The sequence below is a fragment of the Klebsiella sp. CN_Kp106 genome (assembly GCF_040064575.1).
Classification (GTDB): Bacteria; Pseudomonadota; Gammaproteobacteria; order Enterobacterales; family Enterobacteriaceae; genus Klebsiella; species Klebsiella michiganensis.
In genome coordinates this window covers 1-19,814 of the sequence record NZ_JBEAIG010000070.1, presented here as the reverse complement: position 1 = coordinate 19,814, position 19,814 = coordinate 1, and the positions used below count along the sequence as shown (strand labels likewise).

Sequence of the window (19,814 nt, the reverse complement as noted above, 5' to 3'; positions counted from 1 at the left end):
TAACTCGCCCCGGATTACGGGAGCGCGGTGCTTAAAGAGGCGATAAACTCCGCAGTTCGGGGTCTCTTCGCGTGTAAAAACAAATCGTTAGCGGAGCCGGACTCAACAATTTCCCCGGCTTCCAGAAACACCACCTGGCTGGCGATATTCGCCGCCAGACGTAAATCATGGGTCGCCATGATCATGGTTGTTCCTTCCAGCGCCAGCTGGCGCAGCACGGCCACCACTTCGCCGGAGAGCTCAGGATCGAGTGCGGAAGTCGGTTCATCGCACAGCAGCACCGCCGGTGACGGCGCCAGAGCACGGGCAATCGCCACGCGCTGCTGCTGGCCGCCAGAGAGCGTATTCGGCAGGGCGTTGCATTTGTGCAGCATGCCGACTTTATCCAGCAGTTCTTCACCACGGCGGCGGGCGCGTTCGCGATCCCATTTATGCACCGTAATCAGCCCTTCGGTGATGTTGTCGAGGGCGGTCATATGCGGAAACAGCGCGAAGTTCTGAAACACCATGCCGGTCTGGCGGCTGATACGACGAATATCCAGGCCTTTTATCCGCGTGTCCGGCGCGAATGTGATGCGCTCTTTGCCGATGGTCAGCTCCCCGGACTGAGGAATTTCCAGCAAATTAATGCAGCGCAATAAGGTGCTTTTCCCGCTGCCTGAAGGGCCAATCAGCGTGGTTACCGTGCCTTCTTCAATCGTTAAATTGATGTTCTTCAGCACCCGGCTGCCGTCGAAACTTTTTTCAATGCTGGAGAGCGTTATCATTGACCTGACCTTTTACTGTCGTACCCGCTAATTTCCGCTCCAGCTTCTCTTGCAAATGCGATAACACCGAACTGAAGAACAGATAAATAATCGCCGCTTCGCTGTACAGAATCAGCGGTTCATAGGTCACTGCCGCAATTTGCTGCGCGGCAAGAAACATCTCCGGTACGGTGATCACCGACGCCAGCGAAGTGTCTTTTACCAGCGAAATAAAGGTGTTAGAGAGCGGCGGCACGGCGATGCGCGCGGCCTGCGGCAGAATAATACGACGCAGCGACTGCGCCCATGTCATGCTGATGGAATGGGCGGCTTCCCATTGCCCTTTCGGCACGGCCAGCAGCGTTGCCCTGATCACTTCTGAGGTATACGCACCAATATTGACGGTAAAGCCAATCACCGCCGCAGGGAAGGCATCAATGGTTAGCCCAGCGCTCGGCAACGCGTAGAAAATCAAAAATAGCTGCACCAGCAGCGGTGTACCGCGAATCAGCCAGACGTAAAACCGTATCACCGGCTTTAAAAAGGCCGGGCCGTACAGACGCAAAAGTGCCACCGCAAACCCGAGCGACAGCCCAAGAATAAAAGAGATCAGCGTTAAGGGAATGGTGAATTTCAGCCCCGCGGAAAGCATTGGCCAGAAAGAATCAATTGCTAAGGGTAACCATGTTGGCACTGCACACCTTCCGGACATAGCATCTTGCCAGAAATTGCTGGCGGAATATTTTATTAGCCCGGCTTAATTATTTGGGGGCCGGATTAGTGAGAATTATATTCTTTGCGCCGTGTGCGAAAACAAATATATACGAATAACGTTATATAGAAAAAAGCTAAGCCATTCTTTTTTGATGCAAACCCGCCGTCGTTACCTGCCGTTTTATGGCATCATTTGCGTGAAATTTCGCCATTAATGCACCATTTTTAATCGATTTGTCCGGAAATGGAAACCTCCAGACGCTATTTATATGAACAATAGTGTTTCGTTGGAAACGTCGGGAGATCACCAAACGGAAAACTTTTTTGCATACGGTAAAAATGACGGTATTGGTTTTTATCAGTAAGAAAAAACTAATATAAGACATGGTGTTATGGGATGTGTACATAACGAAGCACTGATGGGAACCGGCTGCCTGCGAACGTCAGGCAACCGCTGCAACATTTTCTGAAAGCCAGAGAGAAAAACCAGGGCGCCGGGGAATCGTTAAGCTGGTGGGTAAATTGCTGCTTTCAGCGGAATTTTGGGCCGAATACCGCCTGCGCCATCTCCACGAACCCCGCGCCGCCGGGGCCGAGCGTTACCCAGCGGGGGGCAACGGGGAGGTGATCCAGATACTGCCGGACGGTGCTGACGCCTACCGTGTGTTTGAAAAAAGCGAACATCGGCGCGTCGTTGGTTGAATCGCCGCTGTAGAGAATAGCTTCCCGCTCCCGATCGATATCGACGCCGTAGTGCTGAGCCAGAGTACGGCGCGTCATGGTCAGCTTGTCGTAGCCACCCAGCCAGCCCAGCACCCACAAGTTGTTGACGGTAGCGTCGGCACCCGCCTGCCGCAGCGTGTTGACGATGCGGCGCTCCAGTACCGGGTCGGCAGGCCGCGCGAAGGCCAGGCTGGTCAGGCGGAAGGGCTGATCGTCCGCCAGACGGGCTTCCGGTAGCGCTGCCAGGACCCGGTCAGCGATGGTCCGCAGCCGGGCGGCGACGGATGCCGTGGCGTCGTCCGCGTGCCAGTAATGATGCTCGATGCCATGCCCGTCCGCGGTGCGGCGGAAAAAAAGCCCGCCGTTTTCGCCAATGACGCCGTCAACAGGCCACATCCGCGCCATCTGATCGCACCAGCCCGCCGGCGCGGCGGTGACCGGGATCACCCGTATCCCGGCGGACTGCAATTGTTCAAGCGAGGTATAGGCGGCGGCCGACAAACGGCCCTGCCAGGTGAGCGTTTCATCCATATCGGTGAGGACAAAACGTACTGGCTCGAATTCATTAGCGGGAGCATCGGATAAAGCGCGCATAGGGAACCTTAAACATCATGATTTAATAACGGAAATGTTACGTTAATTCCTCATAATCAATAGCTAAAAATCAGTTATGCTTTGCAATAAATTCGCTATAAATTTTCCCTCATTGTCCAACTGAACGGTGGCGTTAATGACTCCATTTTTCACCCCGCCACATTTTCGTACCATCGCGAACGAGTCGCTCTGGCGAAGGAGGGACGCATCGATCGTATTCGCCGGGTACGGTTGATTGTCGAATGTGTTGATTTAAAAGTATTTACTCTTTTTAGCTATTCAAAGTCTATATGGTTATTTGTTTTTAATGTGGGTAATGCATAAAAGTGAGGTGACGCAAAAAAGATTTATCGATGCGATTTTAAGAAGGATATTATTATGCCGGAAGCGGGTGAATTGTATCTCATGCCGAAAAGAGAAAATAACTGGCATTTAAATAATGTCGTCGATGAACTCCGTCGCGTTCGTCAGGCGTGGCGCGATGAACATGCGAAAAATAATTATCGTAATAAACGTAGTTTACCTTCCCGGGAAAGCGTTAATTCAGTCACCGATACCTTGATAAAAGTGCTTTATCCGATGCGATTAGGTGATATTGAATTACGCAAAGAGGGCGAAGATTATTACGTCGGTCATTTGCTAGGCACCTCGCTAGACCGATTGACCGAAGAAGCGGTCCTGGAACTTTATTATCAGTCAGATGAGCAGGATGCGAGTCACACGCTGTCGCAGGAGGCGGTCAGGCGGGTTCAGCAGTTTGCCAACCGTTTGCCGGTCATCCGCCAGCGTCTCGATCGCGATATCCTCGCGGCGTATCAGGGAGATCCTTCCGCGCGCAGCATGGATGAGGTGCTGCTCTGCTATCCGGGAATTCACGCCGTTATGCACTATCGTCTTGCCCACGAGCTGCATCAGCTCGGTCTGCCTCTGCTGGCGCGAATGATATCTGAAAAAGCGCACAGCCAGACCGGAATAGATATTCATCCCGGCGCGCAGATTGATGACGGATTCTTTATCGATCACGGAACCGGCGTGGTGATTGGTGAAACGGCCATCGTCGGTAAACGCGTGCGTATTTACCAGGCGGTTACCCTTGGGGCCAAACGATTTATTGCCGGCGATGACGGGCAGTTGCAAAAAAACTATCCTCGCCATCCAATCATTGAAGATGATGTCGTTATTTACGCCGGCGCAACAATATTAGGGCGAATTACTATCGGCGCGCGTTCCAGCATTGGCGGAAATATATGGCTGACCCGTGATGTTCCGCCGGATAGTCATGTGCAGCAGGCCCGGGTACAGCAAAAACATTTCAGCGACGGTGACGGAATTTAATTCCGCCGATAATAAAATGAAATGACCAGCGCATCGGAATAAATAAAATAACAGCGTGATAATCATTATGAATTTACTTGAAACGATCGGCGCTACGCCGTTAATCACGTTACCCTCTTTTGCCGCCGAGCTACCTGGCGTAACGCTGCTGGCAAAAGCAGAGTTTATGAACCCCAGTGGCTCGGTGAAAGACCGCGCGGCGAAAGCGATGGTGCTGGACGGGATTGCTCGAGGGTTATTAACGCCGGGTAAAACGATTATTGATGCGACCAGCGGTAATACCGGCATTGCCTACGCGATGATTGGCGCGGCGCTGGGATATCACGTCCGGCTATATCTGCCGCAGAATACCAGCCCGGAGCGCAAACGTATTATTCGTCATTATGGCGCCACGATTGTGGAGACCGATCCGCTGGAAGGTTCTGACGGCGCCTATATTCAAGTTCAGGCACAAGTTGCTGCGCATCCGGAACGTTATTTTTATCCGGACCAATATAACAACCCCGTCAATCCGAATACGCATTTCGCAACGACCGGAAAAGAGATTTGGGAGCAGAGCGGGCAACAGATCACCCATTTTGTTGCCGGTATGGGCACCTCCGGCAGCTTCGTCGGCACCGCGCGGCGGCTTAAATATGAAAATCCGCGCGTGAAAACGCTCGCCGTACAGCCCGCTTCGCCATTCCACGGCATTGAAGGGACCAAGCATATGGGGAGCAGCATTAAACCTGGCATTCTCGACGAAACCCTGTTCGACGACGTTATTCCCGTCACCACCGAGGAGGCTTATGCGAGCACGCGGCGCCTCGCCCGGCGGGACGGCATTTTTGTCGGCATTTCCTCTGGCGCTAATGTCGCCGCCGCCGCGCGGCTGGCCCGCACGCTGCCGGCGGGATCGGTGGTGGTCACGCTGCTGTGTGATGTTGGCTCGCGTTATCTGACTGACGCTTTCTGGAATGAAACCCATGATTGAATTGACTCAAGAAATCACCAGGCTGATTGGCGCTGAAGGGGAAAAGGCCTATCCCAACGAATGCTGCGGTGCGCTCTTTGGCCACTTTTCCGCGCAGGGCGATGCCCGCGTGACGGCGATTTTCCCCATTGTTAATGCTCGCGAGTCGGAGGAGCAGTACCACCGTTTTGTCATCACCGCCGACGACTCCCTGCGGGCGGAACGCGCTGCGCAGGCTCAGGATGTGGACGTGATCGGCTATTACCATTCGCACCCCGATCACCCGGCCATTCCATCTGAATTTGATCGCGAACATGCGCTGCCGTTTTACGCCTATATCATCGTGGCGGTCGCGCAGCGCGAGGCGGGGGCACTGACCAGCTGGCGGCTGACCCAGGACCGCCAGCGCTTTTTGCAGGAGGATGTGCAGATCGTTTTATGACGTGAATAACGGGCACAACGTTGCCGGAAACCAGAACAAAACACGGAGAGATTACCACTATGGCATCGACATTACTGATTCCCACTGCGCTACGCGCCTTCACCGACGGTCAGGGGAAAGTGATCCTCGAAGGCCACACCGTTGGGCAGCTGGTCGCAGCGCTGGCGGAGCGATTTCCTGACATTCAGCCGCATCTGTATGACGATACGGGCGCGCTGCGCAGTTTCATCAATCTGTACGTGGGAGAGAACAACATTAAAACCACCGGCGGGCTGGAGACTCCGGTTAGCGATGGGGCGGAAGTGCTGCTGGTTCCCGCCATTGCCGGCGGCGTCGGGAAGGCGATATGAGCAGACCGAGCATTATCCCGGATGACCGTCTGACGGAGCTGACGCATGCGGAAATTGCCCGCTATAGCCGCCATCTGCTGCTGCCGGAAGTCGGGCTTGAGGGGCAAAAGCGGCTGAAGGCTGCCCGCGTATTGCTTATCGGCACCGGCGGGTTGGGGGCGCCGGTGGCGCTTTATCTGGCTGCGGCGGGGGTCGGTAAGCTGGGGATTGTCGATTTTGATTTTGTCGACGTCTCCAACCTGCAAAGGCAGATCATTCACAGCACCAAAGATATCAACCGACCCAAAGTGGCTTCGGCGAAAGACAAGATTAAAGCCATCAACCCCGAGATACAGGTGGTGACCTATAACACCACCCTGAGCAGCAAAAACGCGCTCGAAATTATTGGGGAATATGACCTCGTCGTCGACGGTACGGATAATTATCCCACCCGTTATCTGATCAACGACGCCTGCGTTTTGCTGGGTAAACCGCTGGTCTATGGCTCCATTTTCCAGTTCGAAGGGCAGGCGAGCGTCTTTTATGCCGGGGAAGGACCGTGCTACCGGTGTCTTTATCCCGAGCCCCCGCCGCCGGGGCTGGTACCTTCCTGTGCCGAAGGCGGCGTTGTCGGCGTGCTGCCGGGGATTATCGGCACCATTCAGGCGGCGGAAGCGATCAAACTAATCGTCGGCGGCAGCGAGAGCCTGATTGGCCGCCTGTTGCTCTTCGATGTGTGGCAGATGAAGCAACGCGAGCTGCGGCTGGAGAGGGCTCCCGACTGCCCGGTATGCGGTGAGCATCCCTCGATTCATGCGCTCATCGACTACGAGGAGTTTTGCGGGCTGAAACCTGATGAAGCAGAAGTTCCGGTTGAAAGCGTCACGGCGCTTGAGCTTCACGCCTGGATAGAGGAGGGAAGACCCCTGCAGCTGATCGACATTCGTGAACCCCACGAAAGGGCGATTGCAAAATTTCCGCAGGCAAAGGTGATACCGCTGGGCCAGATAGTCAGACGTATCGGTGAATTCGACCCGACGGTCGATGCGGTATTTCTGTGCAAGATAGGGCAGCGCAGTATTTTCGCCATTCGGGCACTCCAGCGCGCAGGTTATCAGGGGCGCGTGATGAATTTAAAAGATGGCCTAAACGCCTGGGCACGGGATGTCGATACCCGTTTGCCGCAGTACTAACCTTCAGCTCCACTCTTTCAAACACTAAGGAATCATTATGGCAGAACAAAAAGGCATTAATGCACTGGGGCGTGAAGCCGCGTATCAGTTAGCGAACGTGACCAAAACGGCACCGCAATTTGCGGCAATCACCCCGCGCTGGGTCAGCCGTTTTCTCGATTATAAGGGCCTGGAATCGGGAATTTACCGGGTGAACAAGGTCGTGGAGGGGGAGACGCCGCTGGATGTATTATGCAGCCAGGATCCGTCGCGCGTTGAAATACCCCAGGGCTATATCGAGTATCAGACCACGCCGCGTGAATACCAGCTGGATTCGATTACGACCATTATAAACGTCGATACCAAAATCGCCGATCTCTACAGCTCGCCCTACGACCAGGCCTCAGAGCAAATCGCGCTGGCGATTGAAAGCCTGCGCGAGCGCCAGGAAAGTCAGCTGATCAATAATGATGAATATGGATTGCTGAAAAATATCGACGACTCGCAGCGTATTCAGACCCGCAATGGCCGTCCAACGCCGGATGACCTGGATGAGCTGTTGTCCAAAGTCTGGAAGGAGCCCTCCTTCTTTCTGGCCCATCCGCGCGCGATTGCCGCATTTCAGCGTGAGGCCACGCGACGCGGCGTGCCGCCGGTCACCGTGAATTTGCATGGGGGCACGTTTATCCTGTGGCGCGGTATTCCGCTGATCCCTTCCGACAAGCTGTTTGTCGATGGTCTGAAAAACCCAAAAGGCCAGGGCGGAAAAACCAATATCCTGTTGATTCGTTCCGGTGAAAGCAAACGCGGCGTGCTGGGACTTTATCAGGAAGGGCTGCCAAACGAACAGTCTCGCGGTTTGTCGGTGCGCTTCCGGGGGATCGACGATAACGGCGTGGCTTCCTATTTACTCTCACTTTATTGCTCCGCTGCGATCCTGGCCGATGACGCCATTGCCGTGCTGGAGGATGTTGAAGTGGGTGAATATTATGACTACGAGTAATTTATTCACGCTTCCCTATGCGCCCTCCGCGCGTGATTATGGTCTGCCCGACGCGCGCGATCTGCAGGGGCTGCCTGACGACGCGTCCGCACGCCCGCGTGCGACCGAAGCGGCTTACGCGCCGCGGGTGCTGCCATTGGGCCAGGAGAGCAGGGCGGATATCGCGCCTCGCGGATTCGCGCCGTTACCCCCTTCCAGCGTAAAAACGGCGCCGCCGGCGCGGGTTGGACAGATCCCGGTAGAACGCATCCGCGCTGATTTCCCGATCCTTAGCGAACAGGTGGACGGACATCCGCTGGTGTGGCTGGATAATGCCGCGACGACCCAGCGCCCGAAGCAGGTTATCGATCGTATCAGCCACTATTATTTACATGAGAATTCGAACGTTCATCGGGCGGCGCATACGCTTGCCGCTCGTTCCACCGATGCTTATGAAGCCGCGCGTGAGAAAGTGTCGCGCTTTATCGGCGCCCGCGGCCCGGAAAATATCATCTTCGTGCGCGGTACCACGGAAGGGCTCAATCTGATAGCGCACAGCTACGTGAAGCCGCTATTACGACCGGGGGATGAAATTATCCTGACGTTGCTTGAGCATCACGCCAATATTGTACCGTGGCAGCTTATTGCCCAGGAAACGGGCGCGACGATCCGCGTTGCGCCGGTTGATGAGCACGGTCAGCTGATCGTTGAGGAATATATCCGGTTGTTCAACGATAAAACCCGCTTTGTCTCCGCGACCCACGTTTCTAACGCGCTGGGTACCGTCACGCCGGTTCAGGAGCTGGTGCAGATCGCCCATCGTTTTGGGGTGCGCATTGCCATCGACGGCGCGCAGTCTATTTCGCATATCCCGACCAACGTGACGGCGCTGGATGCCGATTTCTTCGTCTTCTCCGGCCATAAAATTTTTGGGCCGACCGGGATCGGCGTGGTCTATGGCAAGCAGGAGGTACTGGAAGAGGCGCGCCCTTATCAGGGCGGCGGGAATATGATTGCCGACGTGACCTTTGAACTGACGCGCTATCAGCCCTCGCCGAATAAGTTTGAGGCGGGGACGGGCAATATAGCTGATGCCGTCGGGCTGGGGGCGGCTATCGATTATGTCACCTCGCTGGGGATAGAAAACATTGCGCAGTACGAGCACGCCTTACTGGAGTATGGCATCGAGAAGCTGTCGGCTATTCCGGGCCTGACGCTGGTCGGTACCGCGGCGAACAAAACCAGCGTCTTATCTTTCGTGCTGGCGGGTCATGAAAATGCAGCCGTGGGGCGCTATCTCAGTCAGGTCGGCATTGCCGTGCGATCCGGACATCACTGCGCGCAACCGATCCTGCGCCATTTTGGTTATGAGAGTACCGTCCGGCCTTCGCTGGCCTTTTATAATACGCCGCAGGAAATTGATTTTCTCGCAGAGCATGTCGCAAGGTTTGCTTCGCGGTAGCGGTGTCAAGCACGCCAGGGATGGACCATGACGACAATCCCACAAGCCCGCTGATTTCCCCGCGGGCTTTTATCATATCGTGGTAAGGATAAGGCGCGTTGCCGCGACTTCGGCAACACGGCGAGCCAGCCTGAAAGGCGCCAGCGGACGTTTTAATGGGGGGGCGCAGTAGCTGCCTGAATGAATGTGGGGTTAACGCTGCATCCCCCAGCGCTTAATTGTGATCTTTTCCAGACTGGCGAATACGATGCCTTCCACCAGCAGACCAATCGCGATGACCGTTAACAGCCCTGCAAATACCCGGTCGGTGAACAGCTCATTGCGATTCTGGAATATATACCAGCCCAGCCCCCCTTCGCCGCTGGAGGCGCCGAATACCAGTTCGGCGGCAATCAGCGTTCGCCAGGCGAAAGCCCAGCCTATTTTCAAACCGGAAAGGATGGCGGGCAACGATGCCGGAATAAGAATCGTGATCACATAGCGTGGCCCACGCAGGCCATAGTTGCGCCCGGCCATGCGCAGCGTTTCCGGCACGCTGCTAAATCCGGACCAGGTATTCAGAGCGATGGGCCACATGACGGAATGTATCAGTACAAATATCAGGCTGGCATTTCCCAGACCAAACCACAGCAGAGCCAGCGGCAGCAGCGCAATTGCCGGCAGTGGATTGAGCATCGCGGTTAATGTGCTGAGCAGATCGCGACCAAACTGCGTGGTCACTGCCAGGGCGCTGGCAATCAGCGCCAGCGCGCTGCCTGCCAGATATCCTTTCAGCAGGGTACTGAGTGAATTGACGATTTTTTCCGGCAGTTCGCCATTGCGCAGGTCTTCACTGAACGCCTGCAGCGTCTGAAATACCCCGGGCAGCATCAGATCGTTTTGCTGTATTCGCGCGGCGATCTCCCATAGCGCCAGCACCAGGGCGACAATCACAGACTTACGCAGCCATGCCTGATTCCACAGGCGCTGGCTTAAGGGTAGCGGCGTTTCTACCGGCAGATTACGTAGCGGCGGTAATTCGCGTTCGAATTCAGGACGAATGTACGGTGGCTGGGACATACGCTGGCTCCTCGCCGGATGAGTGAGACGGACCGTTGCCGGTCGTCGGGAATAACAGATGGTGAATATGACGAGCCGTGTGTTGAAACGCCTCGCTGCCGAAATCATTAAGCGTGAACTGATGACAATTAAGCTCTGCCCGGACGCGCCCTGGATGCGGCGAAAGCACCACAATACGGCTGCCCACGACCAGCGCCTCTTCAATCGAGTGGGTGACGAAAAGCAGCGTAAAGCGCTCTTCTTCCCAGAGCGTCAGCAACTCTTCCTGCATCGTGCGCCGCGTCAGCGCATCCAGGGCGGCGAAGGGTTCGTCCATCAGCAGGATGCGCGGTTTCATCGCCAGCGCACGGGCGATGGCGACGCGCTGCTTCATGCCGCCGGAGAGCGTGTGGGGCATCGCGTCAGCAAATTCCGCCAGACCGACTTTGTGAAGGAAATGCAGCGCCGTCTCTTTTGCCTGTGAACGGCTGGCTTTGCGGCTGGCGAGCAGAGGAAACATGACGTTTTCCAGCACCGTTTTCCACGGCGGCAACTGGTCGAACTCCTGGAATACCATCATGCGGTCCGGAGCGGGGGCGCTAACTGGCGTCCCTGCAAGCGAAATTTGACCGCTGCGCGGGGCAATAAAACCGCCTGCGGCTTTCAATAGGCTCGATTTTCCGCAGCCTGAGGGGCCAAGCAGAATAAAGCGGTCCCCAGGCCAGACATCAAAACTGACATCGTGCGTCGCGCGTACCCGGCGTTCACGCGTGCGGTATTCAATATCGACATGGCTGACCTGCAGCAGCGGGCCATCAATTTGCTGATTGACCATCATAGCCTCCAGTATTGCGGTTTAGCTGCCGGGGTTTTCCCATGCTTCGTTAAAAAAATAATCTTTCCACGAGCCGGCCTTATTTTTCAGTATCCCAAGCTCATGGAGTTTTTCGGCATATACGCCAGTACGTTCAGGGGAAACCGTAAAGCTTATTTCGGGATCGTTAACAATTTTTTGTACCAGCGGTAAAGGTAGCCGCGATTTCTCAACGCGAATGTAAGTTTCGGCAGCGGCATTTTTGTCACGATTAATGATACTTGCGGCTTCGCTGAGCGCGCGATAAAACGCTTTATAGGTTCTGGGGTTTTCATCATGGAATTTCTGGGTGGTATAGAGAACATTAAAGGTTGCCTGTCCCCCCAGTACGTCATAGGAGCTGAGCACTTTATGCACGTTTTTATGTTCCAGCGCCTGATACTGGAAGGGCGGGCTGGAGAAATGGGTGGTAATCTCCGATCCGCCGGCAATTAATGCCGCGCTGGCGTCCGGATGCGGTAAACTGACGCTAATTTTATCGAAGCGTTTGAAGTCCCCGTCACCATATAATTTCGCGGTCTCGATTTGTAATGTACGAGACTGAAAACCGACGCCTGCTGCCGGTACGGCGATCCGATCTTTTGCGGACAGATCTTTAATGCTTTTTACCGCCGGATTATTACTCAACAAATAATTGGGCATCGACCCCAGCGAGGCAATCGCTTTCACATTTTGCTTACCTTTGGTGCGATCCCATAGGGTGAGTACGGGAGGAACCCCCGCTGACGCAACGTCCAGAGCGCCAGAGAGCAGGGCCTCATTCATCCCGGTTACTCCGGAAATGGTGCGCCACTCTACTTTTATATCCAGCCCCTCTTTCTGACCCTCTTTTTCGATAAGCCGTTGGTCACGTACCACATCAAGAATTAAATAGCCGATGCCAAATTGCTGCGCGATACTAATGTTTCCTTCCGCTAATGCCGGCTGGCTTATCCCGCCCAGGGCGGAAAGCGCCAGCGTACAGGCGAGTATTCTGCTTGTTTTATTCATTTCAGTTTCCCAGAAAGGTGTTTCTCAGCCAAAAATCATGGGCAGAGGCGAGCGGGAAAGGAAGTGATTTAAATGAAAATGAATATCAGAGAAATGAATAACGATATTTGTGGCTTGTTATTTACCAGGCGGAAAAGCTTAGTCATTATTCATGTTTAGGTCATAAATATATTCTCAGTATAGTCGGGTTCATCTTTTAAATAGCCCTTATCAATGTAGGGGCAGTCATTGCGAGCCTCATCATGCCTTTATTTTCGGATCATCACTTACGTTCGCTTTTGCAGCGCCATCTGGTAAGGGTTGGCACCGGACCTGATATCGCTCAAAAGGTCGCGGATAACCTTGTCGAAGCCTCACTAAAAGGCCACGACTCTCATGGCGTGACCCTGTTACCGCGCTATATTCGGGCCATTCTGGCAGGGGATTTGAACCCTGGCGCCACGCTCACCATATTGTCTGATGCCGGACCGATCGTCTCTTTTGATGGGGGGCACGGCTTTGGCCAGGCGTTGGGCGAACAGGCCATGGCCGTGGGTATTGAGCGTGCGCGCGAGTTTGGGGTGGCAATCATCGGATTGTCTAATACCCACCATCTTGGCCGAATCGGCGCATGGGCGGAACAGGCGGCGGACGCCGGACTGGTCTCGCTCCATTTTGCCAACGTGGCAGCGCCGTCGGTAGTACTGCCTTTCGATGGACTCGGTGCCCGACTCGGCACAAATCCTTTTTGTGTCGGGGTACCGCTCGCGAACCGGCCCCCGGTTATCCTTGACTTCGCAACCAGCGCCATAGCAGGCAATAAAGCGCGCATCGCATGGAATGAAGGGCGAGCCATCCCTGAAGGATGTGCGGTAGATGCGAACGGACAACCCACCACCGACCCTGCGGTATTAATGACGGAACCGTTCGGTGCCTTGCTGCCTTTTGGCGGGCATAAAGGCGCAGGATTGTCGCTGATTTGTAGTCTACTCGGCGCTGCGCTGACCGGCGGCGAAACCGAAAGCCAGCAAATTCCGCCACGTGCCGGAATCATCAACAATATGCTATCGATTTTATTTGATCCTGCGCGGCTGGGGGCGCAGGAGAGTTACCAGCAGGCGCTATTAGCGCAGGTGGACTGGGTGCGTAGCGGGCAGGAAGGGCGCAATGTGCAGATCCCCGGAGAGCCGGAATTGCGCGCGTATACCCGCCGTCGGCAAGAGGGTATCTGGATCGATGAGGTGAGCTGGCAGGCGTTTGTCGCCCTGGAAGCATTAAATACCTGAGGTTGTCTGCCTGGTTAAATACGTCTTTGGGTTATCTGTTCGAAAGCGTTGGTATTATGTCCGGTTAATTAGTGCTGATGAACAAAATAAATAAAAGCACTATTTTTTATCTTTTTTTCTCATAACCATAGCTGAAAAACTTGGTAAGTCATCAGTGAGAAAATAAATATAGTCATACTTAATATTGTATGAACCTTTTATCCTCGCGGCCAAATTTTAATTTGCTGCGTAGTCATTTTTTACAGGAGTTATTATGCATCTGGCGCGTTTCCCCCGGCTTCATTTTGGCCACTTCCCGACCCCTCTGGAGCCTCTCACGCAGCTTTCACGCTTGCTGGAGGGGCCAAATATCTGGATAAAACGAGACGATTGCACAGGCCTCGCCACTGGCGGCAATAAAACCCGCAAACTTGAGTTTTTGCTGGGCGATGCCCAGGCAAAACAGGCGGATATTATCATTACCCAGGGCGCCACGCAGTCTAACCATGTGCGTCAGACCGTCGCGGCGGCAGCCAGACTGGGTTTGGAAACGCATATTTTTCTCGAACAACGCGTCACGACGCTGGGTGATGAGTATCAGCAATCCGGCAATGTGCTGCTGGACGGTTTACTCGGCGGCAAAATTATCGCTCATCTTCCCGGCGGTACGGATATGCAGCAGGCAATGGAACAACACGCGGAAAGCCTGCGAGCCAGGGGCCACACCCCTTATGTCATCCCCGGTGGAGGCTCGAACGCTATCGGCGCGCTGGGCTACGTCTCCTGCGCGGAAGAACTGCTTTGGCAGTCCAGCCAGCTACGGCTGCGCATCGATCATATCGTTCATGCCACCGGTAGCGCAGGTACACAGGCTGGCCTGATTGCGGGCTTAACTGCCACGCACAGCGGTATTCCTCTCCTCGGGATTAGCGTCCGCGCTCCGCGCGAAAAACAGGAGCACAACGTCTGGCGTCTGGCGCAGCAGACGCGGGAACTGCTCGGTGTACCGGGTGAATTGCCGCGTGAGGCGGTGGTGGCGAACGGTGATTATGTCGGCGAAGGCTATGGCTTGCCCACCGAAGGGATGCTTGAGGCGCTGCAGTTGCTGGCGCAGCACGAGGGGATTCTGCTCGACCCCGTCTATTCCGGAAAAGGCATGGCCGGATTGATTGATCTGATCCGTAAAGGTCATTTCCGCAGGGATGAGAATGTGGTGTTTATCCATACGGGGGGAAGTGCAGGTCTGTTTGGCTACCGTCAGGTCATCGCCGATTCTTTGCCATCATGAGTACACCATTTCTGCTGGGAATTCTTGGCGGCATGGGGCCGCTGGCGACGCTGGATCTGATGCATAAATTGCTGCGGGCAACGCCCGCCAGCAGCGACCAACAGCAAATTCCCCATGTGGTATGGAATGTACCGCAAATTGCGGATCGCCAGCGGGCGCTGGCGGGAACGGGGCCATCCCCGCTGCCGCAGTTGTTGTACGGTGTGGAACAGCTGAACCGCGTGGGCGTCAGTCATATTGCCATTGCTTGTAATACGGCGCACCACTGGTATGAGGCGCTGGCGCAGCATAGCGACGCACCGTTGCTGCATATTGTGGACGCCACGCTGGCGGTATTCGACGGGAAAGAGAAACCCCGGCGGGTCGGGATTATCGCTACCCAGGGCACGCTGGATGCCGGTTGGTTTCAGCACGGATTTACCGCGATGGGGATCGAAAGCGTACAGCCAACGCAAGAAGAACTGCGGCAGTGGTTTGTGCCGGGATGCTATGCGGTAAAACGCGGCGAACTGCGTACCGGCGGAGAACTGCTGAGTCTACAGGCCCAGGCATTGCGCGATCGTGGCGCAGAGCGGCTGGTGCTGGCCTGTACAGAAGTGCCGGTTGCGCTGGCTGAGGTGACCTCACCGCATCTGGCCGTGTCAATTGATCCCGCAGAAGCGCTCGCCCGGCAGTGTGCCCGGCTATGGCTGGCGCAACGCGAGACATGGCATTAAAAACGTTGTTATTTAAAGGATAAATTAAATGAATAAAAGTCTCTGTGTCTTACTTGCAGCGGGTGGCCTGTGGGTTAATAGCAGCTTTGCCGAAACGCCAGCGGAAGTTCGGGTGGCATATAGCGGCGGTTCTCAGGTGCTGATGCTGGCTAAGGCCGATGGTTCTTTGGATAAGGCACTCAACAGCAAGGTGAAATGGGTGCAATTTGCGTCCGGTGCTGATGCGTTAAATTACTTTGCCAGCAATGCGATTGATATTGCTAATTTTGGATCCAGCCCGGCAACGGCAGGCATTGTCAGAAAACTGCCGGTGGAAATTATCGGCGTCTCTGGCGTGATTGCCAGCTACGAGCGTTTAATTGGTAAAGACGGTATTGCCAGCATTAAAGATATTGAGGGTAAACGCGTAGCCTATCCGCCAAACTCGACGGCGCAATATGCGCTTGAGGCCGCTATCAGCGTTAACCATCTCGACCGCAGTAAAATAACGTTATTGCCGCTGCGTCCGGCGGAAATGGTCGCAGCATGGAAACGCGGTGATATCGACGCGGGCTATGTCTGGGCGCCGTTTGCTCAGGAACTGGAGACTTCTGGCGGGCATCAGGTGTTCGCAACCAAAGATCTGCAAAAAGATGGCTACCTGATTTATAACAACTACGTTGTGCGTAAAGCTTTTGCTGAGCAGTATCCGCAAACCGTCAGCGCGTTCCTGCGTGTTCATCAGCAAAAAGTCGATGAGTTTAAGAAAGACCCGGAGCGCGCGGCGGCCATTGTTGCGAAAGAGGTGGGCGCGCCGGTGACGACCGCCGTCAATACGTTGGGTGGGCTGGAATATCCCACGCTGAGCCAGCAGGGTACGGCGCAATGGTTGGGGAACGGTACGCAAACCACCGACAGCGGGATTGGGAAAGCGCTGACCAAAACCTCTCACTTCCTTGCTGATATCGGTGAGATTCGCCAACGTGATATCCCGGCCAGCTGGGACAGCGCCATTAACTCCCGTTATATCCGTGACGCAGCGGTAGCCGCGCAATGAGATTGAGTTATCACATTGCCATCAGCGTCGTTTCGGTCACTGTTTTCTTTATCGTCTGGCAGGTGGCGGCCTCGCGCCAATGGGTTGATCCGCTGCTGCTGCCATCGCTAACGGATATAGGCCTGACGACCGAAGAGTTGCTGGCGGATGGTTATCGTCAGGTGCCGCTGTGGGAGCATGTTGCCGTCAGCCTGGCACGTGCGTTAAGCGCTTTTTCTGTGGCAATCATCATCGGTATTCCCCTGGGATTATTGATGGGGCTGTCGGAAGGTCTGGCGGCGGTGCTGAATCCGTTTGTGCAGTTTTTGCGCCCGCTACCCAAAATTGCCCTTATTCCGCTGGCGGTCGTCTGGTTGGGGATTGGCGAGGCCTCGAAGTTCTTTCTCATCTTTATTGCCACTTTCCTTAGCGTGGTGGTGGGGGCATCTGCTGCGGTAGAGCGTATTGGCCGTTCGCGCATTCGTGTGGCGCAAACGCTTGGTGCTTCACGCAAACAGATCTTTTTGCGCGTGGTGTTACCGGATACGTTACCGGAACTGTTCACCACCGTCAGGCTGTCGATTGGCATTGGCTGGACGTCGCTTATCGCGGCGGAGATGGTTGCTGCCAGTTCGGGGCTGGGTTGGATGGTCATTAACGCCAGTTCCTATTTACGCACCGATATCGTCATGCTTGGCATTTTGCTACTGGGTGGCATTGGCTATGCGCTGGATTTACTGCTGCTGGGGCTGCAGCGCCTGTTTGTACCCTGGGCGGGGAAAGAATAATGAGTGCTATCACGCTGGAAAACGTATCGCTCGCCTTTGCGGCGAAGCCACAGCCGTTCACGGTGCTGGAAGATATCAGCCTGTCGCTCCACAAAGGAGAATTTGTGGTGCTCCTGGGGCCTTCCGGCTGCGGTAAGTCCACTATTCTTAACCTGGTCGCCGGGTTTAACAAACCGGATCGGGGGCGGGTGGTGGCGGGGGGGAAACCGGTCCGCCAGCCGGGGCCGGATCGCGGAATGATCTTCCAGCAGCCTAACCTTTTTCCGTGGCTATCGGTACTGGAAAACGTCACCTTTGGTCCTCGGCTGGGTAAGCACCGCAAAGATGAAATTAACGCCCGTGCGATGGAATGGCTTGGACTCGTTGGCCTACAAGGCTTTGAGCACCATTCGCCCTGGCAGCTTTCAGGCGGCATGAAACAGCGGGTAGCGTTGGCGCGCGCCTGGCTACCCGGCCCGGATGTGCTGTTACTGGATGAACCCTTCGGCGCGCTCGATGCGCAAACCCGTCTGATGATGCAGGAACTGCTGCGTGAGGCCTGGCTTAATACCGGCACCACTCTGCTTTTTGTCACTCACGACGTGGAAGAGGCGCTATTCCTCGCCGATCGCATTCTGATTATGTCAGCAAACCCAGGAAAAATTGTTGAGGAGATCGCCCTGCCTTTTGGCCGGGAACGTGATATCGAGAATCTGTCTGAACACCCGGATTACAGTGGGATCAAACATCATGTACTGCACCGGGTGCGTAAGGAGGCTAAACGCCATTTAGGTTGAAAACGGCTGCAGCAGCAAAGGGGTTATTTCCGAACTTATCATATCGTGGTTCCCGGTTGTTCTGGTCATATCGAATGACCAGACGGGCAGCGATCGCGTCTGGCCCTGCTTCGGCGAAAGTCTGCACCGTCTCCCCCAAAAGCTGAGCTTACAGCATTGCCGATAATCTTTTTTAACTGCCATTAAAACCGATGCTGGCGCGATTTTTAGCGCCAGCATCGCCTTCAGACGGTAATCCCCGATGATCCGTTCCGGCCTTTTATATTTGTCAGGTTTGCTACTGCAACAATTCGGCAAATTTCGCCAGCCATTGCGGATGAGCGGGCCAGGCGGGGGCGGTCACCAGATTGCCATCCACATGCGCCTGATCGATACCGATGTCGGCAAAATGTCCGCCGCTGAGCCGCACTTCCGGCGCGCAGGCCGGATAGGCGCTGCAGGTACGGCCTTTTAATACCCCCGCAGCAGCCAACAGCTGGGGGCCGTGGCAAACGGCAGCAATAGGTTTACGCGCTGCGTCAAATGCCTGCACCAGTTTAAGCACTTCCGTATTCAGGCGCAGATATTCTGGCGCCCGGCCGCCGGGGATTAATAGTGCGTCGTAATCCTGTTCTTTCACCGTTGTAAAATCGGCGTTGAGAACAAAGCGGTGCCCGGGTTTCTCGCTGTAGGTCTGGGCGCCGTCAAAATCATGGATCGCGGTCATAATGAAGTCGCCTTTTGTTTTATCTGGACAGACCGCATCAACCTGATGACCGATCATTTGTAATGCCTGAAACGGCACCATAGTTTCGTAATCTTCGGCGTAATCGCCCACCAGCATCAGAATCTTTTTGCCCATCTTATTCACTCCTGTATGAAGAAAGGTGTCTAAGATATAGCCTGGCGGGAGAGGGAATGCGAACCTGGGGATGACGGACGGCTGGTGGGGCATGCCGATCTGGCGGCGATGCGGCAAATGACTCCGCCGCTGCAATCCTTTGAGTCCAGGCCGGCGGGAACAGGACGCGTCGCTTTCGAACGGGCGCTGGCAATCTCTGCCGGCCGGGCCTTTAAGCGGTAAACCCGTTTTTCCCGGCGCCAGGCAGGAATTAATGAGCGAGAGGTATTATTGTAAGCTCTGTTTTAATATATCCGCTGAATGAAATGCCGCTATTTCTTTTACGCTCAGCGCGAATCTATATGTTGTCCGGTTTAACCATCGATACCGGATATCTGACAAGTATTATTTGTAAGTTTTATATTAATCTTGTCAGCCATTAATTATAACCATATTCATGCCCATAGCTGGGCTTTTTCATGGCCGATAAACGATAAAAAATAATTTATTTCTTACGCCCACTGTTTGTGTTCTTTTCAGTATCCGGAATGACAAGTGTTTACCTGCATATTGATTTGCATCAATCAATTCTGTGTATTCAGATATGAATTTAATTCATATTGCTGCATGAGGTATACATTCTGCCTTTATTGTAAGCAAATGGTTGTTATTACATACCGGCTTTGTTTGTCTCATGCATTTCATTTTTACATTTGCCTTAAGATGCCTGAGGAAAGTCTTATAATGGACTTTGCAACCGGCTGGTTGATATTTTTTGGCGCTTTGCTCTACTATATCCGGGTCATCACACACC

General features: G+C 54.6%; 21 protein-coding genes and 1 pseudogene. 14 read left to right on the top strand and 8 right to left on the bottom strand.

Translation table 11 applies throughout. From position 1 onward, the window contains the following. Nucleotides 1-14 precede the first annotated feature (14 nt). The 3 genes from ABLU96_RS24775 to ABLU96_RS24765 all read right to left on the bottom strand — a co-directional run bounded on the left by ABLU96_RS24775 (nt 15) and on the right by ABLU96_RS24765 (nt 2,777). Nucleotides 15-767 (bottom strand): amino acid ABC transporter ATP-binding protein, encoded by a 753-nt coding sequence (locus ABLU96_RS24775; protein WP_048261878.1) that lies wholly within the window; start codon nt 765-767, stop codon nt 15-17. Then, nucleotides 745-1,440: an amino acid ABC transporter permease gene (locus ABLU96_RS24770; RefSeq protein WP_014229048.1), complete on the bottom strand. Its 696-nt coding sequence runs from the start codon at nt 1,438-1,440 to the stop codon at nt 745-747. The genes ABLU96_RS24775 and ABLU96_RS24770 overlap by 23 nt, the downstream gene beginning before the upstream one ends. A 551-nt stretch (nt 1,441-1,991) precedes the next feature. Next, nucleotides 1,992-2,777, bottom strand: coding sequence for an HAD-IIB family hydrolase (locus tag ABLU96_RS24765; protein ID WP_064406553.1), 786 nt, complete (start codon nt 2,775-2,777; stop codon nt 1,992-1,994). A gap of 378 nt (nt 2,778-3,155) precedes the next feature. Between ABLU96_RS24765 and epsC the strand changes: the two genes are divergently transcribed. From epsC to ABLU96_RS24730, 7 genes are all read left to right on the top strand, one after another. Next, nucleotides 3,156-4,112 carry a serine O-acetyltransferase EpsC gene (epsC, locus tag ABLU96_RS24760; RefSeq protein ID WP_014229051.1) on the top strand — a complete coding sequence of 319 codons (957 nt, stop codon included), beginning with the start codon at nt 3,156-3,158 and terminating at the stop codon, nt 4,110-4,112. Nucleotides 4,113-4,179: 67 nt separating this feature from the next. After that, nucleotides 4,180-5,085 (top strand): cysteine synthase family protein, encoded by a 906-nt coding sequence (locus tag ABLU96_RS24755; protein ID WP_064406557.1) that lies wholly within the window; start codon nt 4,180-4,182, stop codon nt 5,083-5,085. Further along, nucleotides 5,078-5,506 (top strand): M67 family metallopeptidase, encoded by a 429-nt coding sequence (locus tag ABLU96_RS24750; protein ID WP_077267791.1) that lies wholly within the window; start codon nt 5,078-5,080, stop codon nt 5,504-5,506. Before ABLU96_RS24755 ends, ABLU96_RS24750 begins: the two co-directional genes overlap by 8 nt. Nucleotides 5,507-5,565: 59 nt before the next feature. Then, entirely contained in the window at nt 5,566-5,856 is a 291-nt protein-coding gene (locus ABLU96_RS24745) for a MoaD/ThiS family protein (RefSeq protein ID WP_014229054.1), read from the top strand. Next, complete coding sequence (gene moeB / locus ABLU96_RS24740) at nt 5,853-7,028, top strand: molybdopterin-synthase adenylyltransferase MoeB (RefSeq protein ID WP_025107023.1); 1,176 nt, start codon at nt 5,853-5,855, stop codon at nt 7,026-7,028. Before ABLU96_RS24745 ends, moeB begins: the two co-directional genes overlap by 4 nt. A gap of 37 nt (nt 7,029-7,065) precedes the next feature. Further along, nucleotides 7,066-8,010: a family 2A encapsulin nanocompartment shell protein gene (locus ABLU96_RS24735; protein ID WP_014229056.1), complete on the top strand. Its 945-nt coding sequence runs from the start codon at nt 7,066-7,068 to the stop codon at nt 8,008-8,010. Then, entirely contained in the window at nt 7,997-9,451 is a 1,455-nt protein-coding gene (locus ABLU96_RS24730) for a cysteine desulfurase (protein ID WP_233932910.1), read from the top strand. Before ABLU96_RS24735 ends, ABLU96_RS24730 begins: the two co-directional genes overlap by 14 nt. 192 nt (nt 9,452-9,643) lie before the next feature. Here ABLU96_RS24730 and ABLU96_RS24725 read toward each other — a convergent pair whose 3' ends face one another. Genes ABLU96_RS24725 through ABLU96_RS24715 form a run of 3 tightly spaced genes read right to left on the bottom strand, consistent with a single transcriptional unit; the run spans nt 9,644 to nt 12,353 of the window. Then, nucleotides 9,644-10,510: an ABC transporter permease gene (locus tag ABLU96_RS24725; protein WP_014229058.1), complete on the bottom strand. Its 867-nt coding sequence runs from the start codon at nt 10,508-10,510 to the stop codon at nt 9,644-9,646. Beyond that, nucleotides 10,482-11,324 (bottom strand): ABC transporter ATP-binding protein, encoded by an 843-nt coding sequence (locus ABLU96_RS24720; protein WP_064406563.1) that lies wholly within the window; start codon nt 11,322-11,324, stop codon nt 10,482-10,484. Before ABLU96_RS24720 ends, ABLU96_RS24725 begins: the two co-directional genes overlap by 29 nt. 21 nt (nt 11,325-11,345) lie before the next feature. Next, nucleotides 11,346-12,353 (bottom strand): ABC transporter substrate-binding protein, encoded by a 1,008-nt coding sequence (locus ABLU96_RS24715; protein ID WP_014229060.1) that lies wholly within the window; start codon nt 12,351-12,353, stop codon nt 11,346-11,348. Between the two features lie 242 nt (nt 12,354-12,595). Here ABLU96_RS24715 and ABLU96_RS24710 point away from each other — a divergent pair, with 242 nt between their 5' ends. From ABLU96_RS24710 to ABLU96_RS24685, 6 genes are all read left to right on the top strand, one after another. After that, a complete protein-coding gene (locus ABLU96_RS24710) occupies nt 12,596-13,618 on the top strand; it encodes a malate/lactate/ureidoglycolate dehydrogenase (RefSeq protein WP_064407203.1) in 1,023 nt (340 codons plus the stop codon). A 253-nt stretch (nt 13,619-13,871) separates the two neighbouring features. Beyond that, complete coding sequence (locus ABLU96_RS24705; RefSeq protein WP_048261889.1) at nt 13,872-14,885, top strand: D-cysteine desulfhydrase; 1,014 nt, start codon at nt 13,872-13,874, stop codon at nt 14,883-14,885. Then, nucleotides 14,882-15,601, top strand: a complete 720-nt coding sequence (locus ABLU96_RS24700) for an aspartate/glutamate racemase family protein (protein WP_014229063.1) — start codon at nt 14,882-14,884, stop codon at nt 15,599-15,601. The genes ABLU96_RS24705 and ABLU96_RS24700 overlap by 4 nt, the downstream gene beginning before the upstream one ends. Nucleotides 15,602-15,629: 28 nt before the next feature. Then, nucleotides 15,630-16,637: a glycine betaine ABC transporter substrate-binding protein gene (locus ABLU96_RS24695; protein WP_014229064.1), complete on the top strand. Its 1,008-nt coding sequence runs from the start codon at nt 15,630-15,632 to the stop codon at nt 16,635-16,637. Then, nucleotides 16,634-17,404: an ABC transporter permease gene (locus ABLU96_RS24690; RefSeq protein ID WP_014229065.1), complete on the top strand. Its 771-nt coding sequence runs from the start codon at nt 16,634-16,636 to the stop codon at nt 17,402-17,404. The genes ABLU96_RS24695 and ABLU96_RS24690 overlap by 4 nt, the downstream gene beginning before the upstream one ends. Then, on the top strand, nt 17,404-18,180 hold the full coding sequence (locus ABLU96_RS24685; RefSeq protein ID WP_038424380.1) for an ABC transporter ATP-binding protein: 777 nt from the start codon (nt 17,404-17,406) through the stop codon (nt 18,178-18,180). The genes ABLU96_RS24690 and ABLU96_RS24685 overlap by 1 nt, the downstream gene beginning before the upstream one ends. A 277-nt stretch (nt 18,181-18,457) precedes the next feature. Here the strand turns inward: ABLU96_RS24685 and ABLU96_RS24680 are convergent, their stop codons facing one another. After that, entirely contained in the window at nt 18,458-19,021 is a 564-nt protein-coding gene (locus ABLU96_RS24680) for a DJ-1/PfpI family protein (protein ID WP_048261893.1), read from the bottom strand. Between the two features lie 69 nt (nt 19,022-19,090). Here ABLU96_RS24680 and ABLU96_RS24675 point away from each other — a divergent pair. Next, a pseudogene (locus ABLU96_RS24675) lies at nt 19,091-19,243 on the top strand (NmrA family transcriptional regulator); the annotation flags it as partial. 372 nt (nt 19,244-19,615) lie between these two features. Here the strand turns inward: ABLU96_RS24675 and ABLU96_RS24670 are convergent. Continuing rightward, nucleotides 19,616-19,814 (bottom strand): hypothetical protein (locus ABLU96_RS24670; protein WP_348862879.1); only part of this gene is annotated, 199 nt, incomplete at its 5' end.